The organism is Xanthobacter autotrophicus ATCC 700552, assembly GCF_043194565.1.
In the GTDB taxonomy this organism is placed as follows: Bacteria; Pseudomonadota; Alphaproteobacteria; order Rhizobiales; family Xanthobacteraceae; genus Xanthobacter; species Xanthobacter autotrophicus_F.
In genome coordinates, this window is record NZ_JBAFVS010000051.1 from 1 (window position 1) to 8525 (window position 8525).

General features: G+C 70.1%; 7 protein-coding genes. 4 read left to right on the forward strand and 3 right to left on the reverse strand.

Annotation, left to right across the window (positions count from 1 at the left end):
- Positions 1 to 70: 70 nt before the first annotated feature.
- Positions 71 to 625: a L,D-transpeptidase family protein gene (locus V5F48_RS24670; RefSeq protein ID WP_394260603.1), complete on the reverse strand. Its 555-nt coding sequence runs from the start codon at positions 623 to 625 to the stop codon at positions 71 to 73.
- Between the two features lie 111 nt (positions 626 to 736).
- On the opposite strand from V5F48_RS24670, the gene V5F48_RS24675 reads away from it, so the two are divergent.
- Positions 737 to 1423 (forward strand): response regulator transcription factor, encoded by a 687-nt coding sequence (locus tag V5F48_RS24675; protein ID WP_394108612.1) that lies wholly within the window; start codon positions 737 to 739, stop codon positions 1421 to 1423.
- Between the two features lie 53 nt (positions 1424 to 1476).
- Positions 1477 to 1962, forward strand: a complete 486-nt coding sequence (locus V5F48_RS24680) for a cyclic nucleotide-binding domain-containing protein (protein WP_394260604.1) — start codon at positions 1477 to 1479, stop codon at positions 1960 to 1962.
- Positions 1963 to 2073: 111 nt separating this feature from the next.
- Here V5F48_RS24680 and chrA read toward each other — a convergent pair whose 3' ends face one another.
- On the reverse strand, positions 2074 to 3354 hold the full coding sequence (gene chrA / locus V5F48_RS24685) for a chromate efflux transporter (protein WP_394260605.1): 1281 nt from the start codon (positions 3352 to 3354) through the stop codon (positions 2074 to 2076).
- Positions 3355 to 3549: 195 nt separating this feature from the next.
- Positions 3550 to 4902 carry a dicarboxylate/amino acid:cation symporter gene (locus V5F48_RS24690; protein WP_394260606.1) on the reverse strand — a complete coding sequence of 451 codons (1353 nt, stop codon included), beginning with the start codon at positions 4900 to 4902 and terminating at the stop codon, positions 3550 to 3552.
- A gap of 277 nt (positions 4903 to 5179) precedes the next feature.
- On the opposite strand from V5F48_RS24690, the gene V5F48_RS24695 reads away from it, so the two are divergent.
- Together V5F48_RS24695 and V5F48_RS24700 are read left to right on the forward strand one after the other, a co-directional pair.
- Entirely contained in the window at positions 5180 to 7030 is a 1851-nt protein-coding gene (locus V5F48_RS24695; RefSeq protein ID WP_394260607.1) for a sensor histidine kinase, read from the forward strand.
- A complete protein-coding gene (locus tag V5F48_RS24700; protein WP_394260608.1) occupies positions 7027 to 8382 on the forward strand; it encodes a sigma-54-dependent transcriptional regulator in 1356 nt (451 codons plus the stop codon). Before V5F48_RS24695 ends, V5F48_RS24700 begins: the two co-directional genes overlap by 4 nt.
- Positions 8383 to 8525 lie beyond the last annotated feature (143 nt).

Here is an 8525-nt window from a genome sequence, read left to right on the forward strand (position 1 = left end):
TGGCGACGGTGCTCCATTTCAAACTCAGTCACACCCGAGCATGCCCCTGGGAACGCCGCCGCCGCCGTCCTCACGCTGCGATCAGCAGGTCGGGCGCGCGGGACAGCCGGGCCAGCAGCCGCACCATGTCGGCCCGCCGCAGCGCCACGCAGCCCTCGGTGGGGCGAAAGCCGGGGCGCGCCAGATGGACGAACACGGCCGAGCCCCGCCCCGCCACCCGGGGGCGGGCGTTGTGGTCGAGCACCAGCACCAGGTCGTAGAGGGCATCGTCCCGCCACATGCGCTCGTGGGAGACCGCGCGGGCACCGCCGATGGGGAGCCTCACGGGGCGATTGTAGCGCCGGTCGGCGGCGTCGTCGCACCAGCCGTCCTGCGGCTTCAGCGGCCGGCAGGGCAGGCGCGTCACCGGCCGCGGGCCATGGTCCGGCCGGTAGAGGAGCCGCTCGATCCGCCAGCGTCCGGCGGGGGTTCGCCCGTCGCCTTCGCGCTTGTCGAAGGCCACACCGGAGCGCCCCAGCGCCACCGGAATGCAAAGGCCGCCGCAGCGCAAAACGCCGAGATGAGGGGCGCCTGGACGTCGCCAGACCGTGATTTGGGAGATGCCCACAGGATATCGCTCAACCATGACGTAATGTGGTACCCCCCGATGCCCGTCCATGGATGGAAATTTGCGTCAAGCCATGGGCATGCTCTACTTGCGCGATTCGCGCGCCTGCAAGGGCGCAGGAGGAATTGAATGCCCAATGCGTGGAAAATCCTGGTGGTCGAAGACGACCCGGAGCTGCGCGACGCCCTGATCGAACAGCTCGCGCTCCAGGACGAGTTCGAACCGGTGCCCGCCGAGACCGCCGCCGGCGCCATGGAACTGGCGAAGAACGGCGCCATCGATCTCGTCATCATGGACGTGGGCCTGCCCGACATGGACGGGCGCGAGGCGGTGCGCCTGATGCGGCGCGCCGGCTTCAAGGCGCCCATTCTCATGCTCACCGGGCACGACACCGACAGCGACACCATCCTGGGCCTCGAGGCCGGGGCCAACGACTATATCGTCAAGCCGTTCCGCTTCGCGGTGCTGCTGGCGCGCCTGCGGGCGCAGATGCGCTCCCACGAGGCGAGCGAGGACGCGGTGTTCGCCATCGGCCCCTATTCCTTCCGGCCCGGCGCCAAGCTGCTGCTCACCGAGCGCGGCTCCAAGATCCGCCTCACCGAGAAGGAGACGGCGATCCTGCGCTATCTCTACCGCGCCGGAAAGACGCCGGTGCCGCGCGAGACCCTGCTGCAGGAAGTGTGGGGCTATAATTCCGGGGTAACCACGCATACGCTGGAAACTCACATCTATCGCCTGCGCCAGAAGATCGAGCCCGATCCCTCCAACCCCACACTGCTCGCAACCCAGGCCGGCGGCTACAAGCTGGTGCCCTGAGCTTGGGATGCTCAGCATCCCAAAGGCTCCAATGAAGTGAGGAAACCCCGTCGGTGAGCATTGAGAGGGACATCGCGCTGCTCCGGTCAGTCGCCACCTTCGACATGCTGAACAGCGAGGCGCTGCGCCTGCTGGCGGCCGACGCGCGGACCGAGACCCTGGCGCGGGGCGAGACCCTGTTCCGCATGGGCGAGATCGCGGACTGCGCTTATGTGATCGCCTCCGGCCACATCCGCCTCGTGGACGACCGCAAGGTGGACGCGCCGCGCCTGCTCAAGGAGGTCGGCCCGGGCACGCTCATCGGCGAGACCGCCCTCATCGTGCCCACGCCCCGCCCGGTGACGGCGGTGGCCGCCGACGAGGTTCAGGTGCTGAAGATCCCCCGCACCGCCTTCGTCGCCATGCTGGAGCGCTTCCCGGACGCCACCGCCAAGATGCGGCGTGCCATCGCCAAGCGGCTGGAAGACACCATCCGCGCCCTCGACACGGTGCGCCTGAAGCTGGAAGACCAGCGCGCGCGCCAGCGCCGCCGCCGCTGAGCGGACCTCATACCTTCGGCCCCGGTCTTCGACCGGTGCCAAGTGGGTCACGCTCAAGCGCCGCGCGGGCTTGGCCAAAGGCCCATGAGCAAAGCTCACCGGCCTTTGGTATCAGCCGAGGAAGACCCCCGCGCCGGCCAGAAGCACCACCACCGCCAGCGGCGGCACCCGCCACACCGTGAGCAGCAGGAAGCCGGCCGCCGCCGCCACGAAATCCGGCGCGCCGAACACCGCTCCGGTGAAGACCGGGCTGTAGAGCGCCGCGCCGATCAGGCCCACCACCGCCGCATTGGCGCCGCGCATGGCGGCCTGGGCGCGGGTGCCGCGCCGCAGCTGGTCCCAGAACGGCAGCATGCCGGTCACCAGCAGCAGGCCCGGCAGGAAGATGGCGCCGAGCGCGATGACCGCCCCGGCGATGCCGTTGGGGGCCGGCCCCATGGCGGCGCCGAGATAGGCGGCGAAGGTGAACAGCGGGCCGGGCACCGCCTGCGCCAGGCCATAGCCGGCGAGGAAGGTGGAGGCGGACACCCAGCCGGGCGCCACCACCTCGGCCTGGAGCAGGGGCAGCACCACGTGTCCGCCGCCGAACACCAGAGCGCCGGAACGGTAGAAGGCATCGAACAGGGCCAGCCCCTGGATGCCGGTCGCCGCCGTGATCACCGGCGGCACCACCAGCAACGCCGCGAACAAGGCCAGCAGCAGCGCGCCCGTGCGCCGGGACAGCGGCACCGGCAAGGCCGGTTCAGGGCCCGGCACAGCCGCGGGCGCGGGCGCCGCCTCGGCGCACAGGACCAGCCCGGCGAGGGCGCCCAGCGCGATGGCCACCACCTGCCCCAGGGCACTGCCCGCGAACACCACAAGGGCAAGCGCGGCGAGGGCAATGCCGGCGCGGGCGCGATCCGGCGTCAGGGTGCGCGTCATCCCCCACACCGCCTGCGCCACCACGGCGACGGCCACCAGCTTCAATCCGTGCAGCAGGCCGTCGGTACCGGCGAGGGTTGCGGCGCCCAGGGCGCAGGCCGTGAGCACCATGGCGGAAGGCAGGGTGAAGCCGGCCCAGGCGGCGAGCCCGCCGAGCAGCCCGCCGCCGCGCAGCAGGCCCAGGGCGAAGCCGAGCTGGCTGGAGGCGGGGCCGGGCAGGAACTGGCACAAGGCGACCAGATCGCCATAGGCCGCATCGTCCATCCAGCGTCGGCGCAGCACCAGCTCGTCGCGAAAATAGCCGAGATGTGCCACGGGACCGCCGAAGGAGGTCAGGCCGAGCTTGAGGAAGGCAGCGAACACTTCGCCGGGCGAGCCGGGCGGCGCGCTGGTCCCGTGAGTGCCGGTCTCCTGTCCGCCGGTCTCCTGCGCGCCGGTCTCCTGCGCGCCTGGCGCGGTCTGCTCGGTCATGGCGTGCGGCCCCGTTGGTCGGAGCCTTCGATGTCATCGGCGCCGGCCGGCCGTCAAGGCGGCACAACGCCATCCGCAAAATGAAACCGCCTCCCGTCACGGGAGGCGGCAGGGGACCTTGCGGTCCCGGTCCGGCGAGCCCCCGCCCGCCTCTCCGAGGGAGAGGCGGAACCCGCCGGATGGGTCAGGACAGGCTCACTCCGCCGCCACGGCCGTGGCCGGGACGCCGCTGGTCTCCAGCTCGTCTTCCAGCGAGAAATGCTCGCCGTTGAGGGTGCGGTTGAGCTGGTCCTTGTTCAGTTCGCCTTCCCAGCGGGCGACCACGATGGTGGCCACCGCGTTGCCGATGAAGTTGGTGATGGCCCGGCACTCGGACATGAAGCGGTCGATGCCGAGGATGAGGGCCAGGCCCGCCACCGGCACGCTCGGCACCACGGAGAGGGTCGCGGCCAGGGTGATGAAGCCGGCCCCGGTAATGCCCGCCGCGCCCTTGGACGAGAGCATGGCCACCAGCAGCAGCAGGATCTGCTCCTCGAACGACAGGTGGATGCCGGTGGCCTGGGCGATGAACAGGGCCGCCAGCGTCATGTAGATGTTGGTGCCGTCGAGGTTGAACGAGTAGCCGGTGGGGATCACGAGGCCCACCACCGACTTGGCGCAGCCGGCGCGCTCCATCTTCAGCATCAGGCCCGGCAGGGCGGCTTCCGAGGAGGACGTGCCGAGCACGAGAAGCAGTTCCTCGCGGATATACTTCAGCAGCTTCCACAGGGAGAAGCCGTTGTAGCGTGCCACCAGCCCCAGCACCACGAAGATGAACAGGGCTGCGGTGATGTAGAAGGTGACGATCAGCATGGCGAGGTTCGCCACCGAGCCGATGCCGTATTTGCCGATGGTGAAGGCCATGGCGCCGAAGGCGCCGATGGGGGCCGCCTTCATGAGGATCGCCACCAGGCGGAACATGGCCGCCGAAGCCGAGTTCAGGATTTTCATCACCGGATCGCCGGCATCGCCGACGCCGCCGAGGGCGATGCCGAACAGCACGGCGAAGAACAGCACCTGCAGGATGTCGCCCGAGGCGAGCGCCGAGACGGGCGTCGCCGGAATGATGTTCATCAGGAAGCCGATGATGGTCGAATCATGGGCCTTCGCCGCATAGCCGGCCACCGCCTTGGGGTCGAGGCTCGCGGGGTCGATGTTGAGGCCCGCGCCCGGCTGCACCACGTTCGCCACCACGAGGCCGATGAACAGCGCAAGGGTGGAGAAGGTGAGGAAGTAGATCATCGCCTTGCCGGCCACGCGCCCGACCTTGGCGAGGTCCCGCATGCCGGCGATGCCGGTGACCACGGTGAGGAAGATGACCGGGGCGATTACCATCTTGACGAGCTTGATGAAGGCATCGCCGAGCGGCTTCAGGCTGGCGCCGACATCCGGATAGAAATGGCCGAGCAGAATGCCCGCGATAATGGCGATGATGACCTGAAAATACAGGTGGTGATAAAACTTGCGCGGATGCGCCGGCACCGCCATGGCGGGAATTGCATGGGCCATTGGAGAGTTCCTCCACCGGGGCCGGGGCGCCTCTTGCGACGGGCACTGCGGACGCCGGATGCTTCGTTGACGGGATGGCGCAGGACGCCGGGTACGCCCCATCTTGCGCAAGCTGCATGCCAGTCCCGCGTCAGACGCGTATCTTTGTTAGGCCATTGCGAACTCATATGAATTTTTCAGGGCCGCGGAATTTGCCTCGACTTGGCGTGCGGATGGATGCACTCTCGCCCTCAACGACGTGCGGAAATCCGCACACAATCGAGAGCAGGGATCGGGAGTGGACGCGTCCCTCAGCACAGGTCGGCCGGTGACCCGCCGGCGACCCATCCTCAAGGCGGCAGGGGTGGTGTTGGCGGTCGCCGTCATCATGCTGGGGCTTGACCGGGTGGCCGACTATGCCGCCCGCCGCTGGGCCCTCGCCCAGGTGGAGGCGAGCGCGGCCACCGCCGCCGCCCTGCGCGTGGCGGTGCTGCGCTCCGAGATCGAGAAGCAGCGCTCCCTGCCCTTCGCCCTGGCCCAGGACCCCGACGTGCGCCGGGCTCTGGAAACCGGCAATGCGGCGCGCATCGATGCCCTCAACAGGAGGTTCGAGCAGCTGGCGGCCGGGACCCGCACCGGCGTCATCTATCTCATCGACGCCGACGGCCACACGGTGGTGGCGAGCAACTACCGCACGCCCGAGAGCTTCCTGAACAGCGACTACGGCTTCCGCCCCTATTTCCGCCTCGCCCTCGCCCAGGGCCGGGCCGAGCATTTCGCCTTCGGCACGGTCAGCCACCGTCCGGGCCTCTATCTCGCCCAGCGTGTGGAGGCCGACGGCGTGCCCATCGGCGTGCTGGTGCTGAAGGCCGAGTTCGACGCGCTGGAGGACGAGTGGCGGCGCTTCGCCGAGCCCACCTTCGTCACCGACGCCCGCCACATCGTGCTCATCTCCAGCATGCCCGGCTTCCGCTTCCGCACCACGCGCCCCCTCGACCAGGTGGAGCGCGAGGCCATCCGCGAGAGCCTGCAGTTCGGCGATGCGCCCCTCGACCTCCTCGACCTCGATCCCACCGCCGCCGATCCGGCGGTGAAGCGGCTGCGGCTGCCGGGCCAGGCCAAGCGGGAGGATTTCCTCGAATCCTCCCTCCCCGTGCCCACCACCGACTGGAGCTTGTCCGTGCTCGCGCCCACGGCGGCCACCACCAACCTCGCCGCCACCGCGGCGCGCACCTCCGCCGCCCTTCTCGGGGTGGTGGGCATCGGCTCGGCGGGCCTGTGGCGCACCCGCCGCCGCCGCCGCGCCCGCGCCGAGGCGCAGGAGGCGAAGGCCCGGCGCGAGCTGGAGGCCCGGGTCGCCGACCGCACCGCCGAGCTGAGCGCCGCCAATGCCCAGCTGCGCACCGAGATGGAGGAACGCCGGCGCGCCCGCCTCGCCATCGACGCCCTGCAGGACGAACTGGTGCAGGCGTCCAAGCTCGCCGTGCTCGGCCAGATCGCCGCCGGCGTGGCCCATGAGGTGAACCAGCCGGTGGCGGCCATCCGCACCTTCGCCGAAAATTCCCGCGCCTTCCTGGCCCAGGGCCAGACCGGCCCGGCGGTGGAGAACCTTGCCACCATCGCCATGCTCACCGAGCGCATCGGCGCCATCACCGGCGAACTGCGCGCCTTCGCCCGCAAGTCCGCCGCACGCCTCGAACCGGTGGAGCTGGGCACGGTGGTGGACGGGGCGCTGCTGCTGCTGCGCTACCGGTTGCTGCAGAACGACATCACCCTGAGCCTTGCCCTGGATGTGCCGGAAGCGCAGGTGACGGGCGACCGCGTCCGCCTGGAGCAGGTGTTCGTCAACCTCATCCAGAATGCCGCCGAGGCCCTCGACACGCGCCGCGACGGCGCGATCCGCATCGCCTCCGCCACCGGTGCCGACAAGGTGGTGATCACGGTGGCGGACAACGGCCCCGGCCTGCCGCCGGAGGTGCTGGGCGCGCTGTTCCTGCCGTTCACCACCACCAAGCCGCAGGGGCTGGGGCTGGGGCTCGTCATCTCCAAGGACATCATTTCCGAATCGGGCGGCACGCTGGCCGTGGCCAATGCGGGCGGCGCCGTCTTCACCATCACATTACCGAGGGCTTCCGAGGGAACCTCATGAGCGATGTCGCCTTCATCGATGACGACGACCTGCTGCGCGCCGCCAATGTGCAGGCGCTGATGCTGGCCGGCCTTACCGTCACCGGCTATGCCTCCGCCCTCGCGGCGCTGGAGGAGATCGGTGCCGATTTCCCCGGCGTCGTGGTCAGCGACGTGCGCATGCCGGGCATCGACGGGCTGGAACTGTTCCGGCGCCTCAAGCGGGTCGATCCGGACCTGTCGGTCATCCTCATCACCGGCCACGGCGACATTGCCATGGCGGTGGATGCCATGCGCGAGGGGGCCTACGACTTCCTCGCCAAGCCCTATGCCAACGACCGGCTCCTCACCAGCGTGCGCCACGCCCTCGACCGGCGGCGCCTGGTGCTGGAAAACCGCGAGCTGAAGCGCACGGTGGAAGCGGCCAGCGAGGACATGCCCCTGCTCGGCACCACCCCGGTGATGGCGCGCATGCGCCAGATGCTGCGCCAGATCGCCGACGCCGACGTGGACGTGCTGGTGGAGGGCGAGACCGGCTCCGGCAAGGAGGTGGTGGCCAACGCCCTGCACCGCTGGAGCCGCCGCGCCTCAAACCCGTTCGTGGCGGTCAATTGCGGCGCGCTGCCGGAAACGGTCATCGAGAGCGAATTGTTCGGCTACGAGGCCGGCGCCTTCACCGGCGCGCTGAAGAAGCGGGTGGGGCGCATCGAGCACGCCAATGGCGGCACCCTCTTTCTCGACGAGATCGAGGCCATGTCGCCGGCCCTGCAGGTGAAGCTGCTGCGGGTGCTGGAGGCGCGCGAGATCGCGCCGCTGGGCACCAACGAGACGCGGCGCGTGGACATCCGCGTGGTGGCCGCCTCCAAGGTGGACCTGCCGGCGCTGGTCCGGCAGGGCGCCTTCCGCGAAGACCTCTATTATCGCCTGCACGTGGCCGGCGTGCGCATTCCCTCACTCCGCGAGCGACGGGCGGACGTGCCGCTGCTGTTCGGCCATTTCCTCGCCCGCGCGGCGGAGCGCTTCAAACGGCCGCCGCCGGAATTGGATGCCCTGGTGCGCAAGCATCTCGCCACGCACGAATGGCCGGGCAATGTGCGCGAGCTGGTGCATTATGCCGAGCGCGTCGCCCTGGGGCTGGTGGACGACCTCGGGGACGAGCTGGATGCGCCGACCGAACCGGCGGACGGGACCCTGCCGGAGCGTGTGGACCGCTTCGAGGCGGGCGAGATCCGCGCCGCGCTGGAAGCGAGCCAGGGCGACATCCAGGCCACGGTGGCGGCCCTCGGCATTCCGCGCAAGACCCTCTACGACAAGCTGCGTCGCCACGGCATCGACCAGTCCGCCTATCGCCCCACCCGCCAGACCGCGCGGTGAGGGCGCCCGGCACAATCAGCCCCCTCTCCCGCGTGCGGGGGAGGGTTGGGGAGGGGGCAGGCCCGCGCCAAAGGGCATCGGCGGTGCCAACGGAAACACCGTTGCCCCCACCCTGCCCTCCCCCGCCCGAACTCGGCTGTTGC

Excerpts from the sequence above, each read along its gene's own strand:
- V5F48_RS24670 (WP_394260603.1), bottom strand. The coding sequence starts at position 625 with ATGGTTGAGCGATATCCTGTGGGCATCTCCCAAATCACGGTCTGGCGA.
- V5F48_RS24675 (WP_394108612.1), top strand. The coding sequence starts at position 737 with ATGCCCAATGCGTGGAAAATCCTGGTGGTCGAAGACGACCCGGAGCTG.
- chrA (WP_394260605.1), bottom strand. The coding sequence starts at position 3,354 with ATGACCGAGCAGACCGCGCCAGGCGCGCAGGAGACCGGCGCGCAGGAG.
- V5F48_RS24690 (WP_394260606.1), bottom strand. The coding sequence starts at position 4,902 with ATGGCCCATGCAATTCCCGCCATGGCGGTGCCGGCGCATCCGCGCAAG.
- V5F48_RS24700 (WP_394260608.1), top strand. The coding sequence starts at position 7,027 with ATGAGCGATGTCGCCTTCATCGATGACGACGACCTGCTGCGCGCCGCC.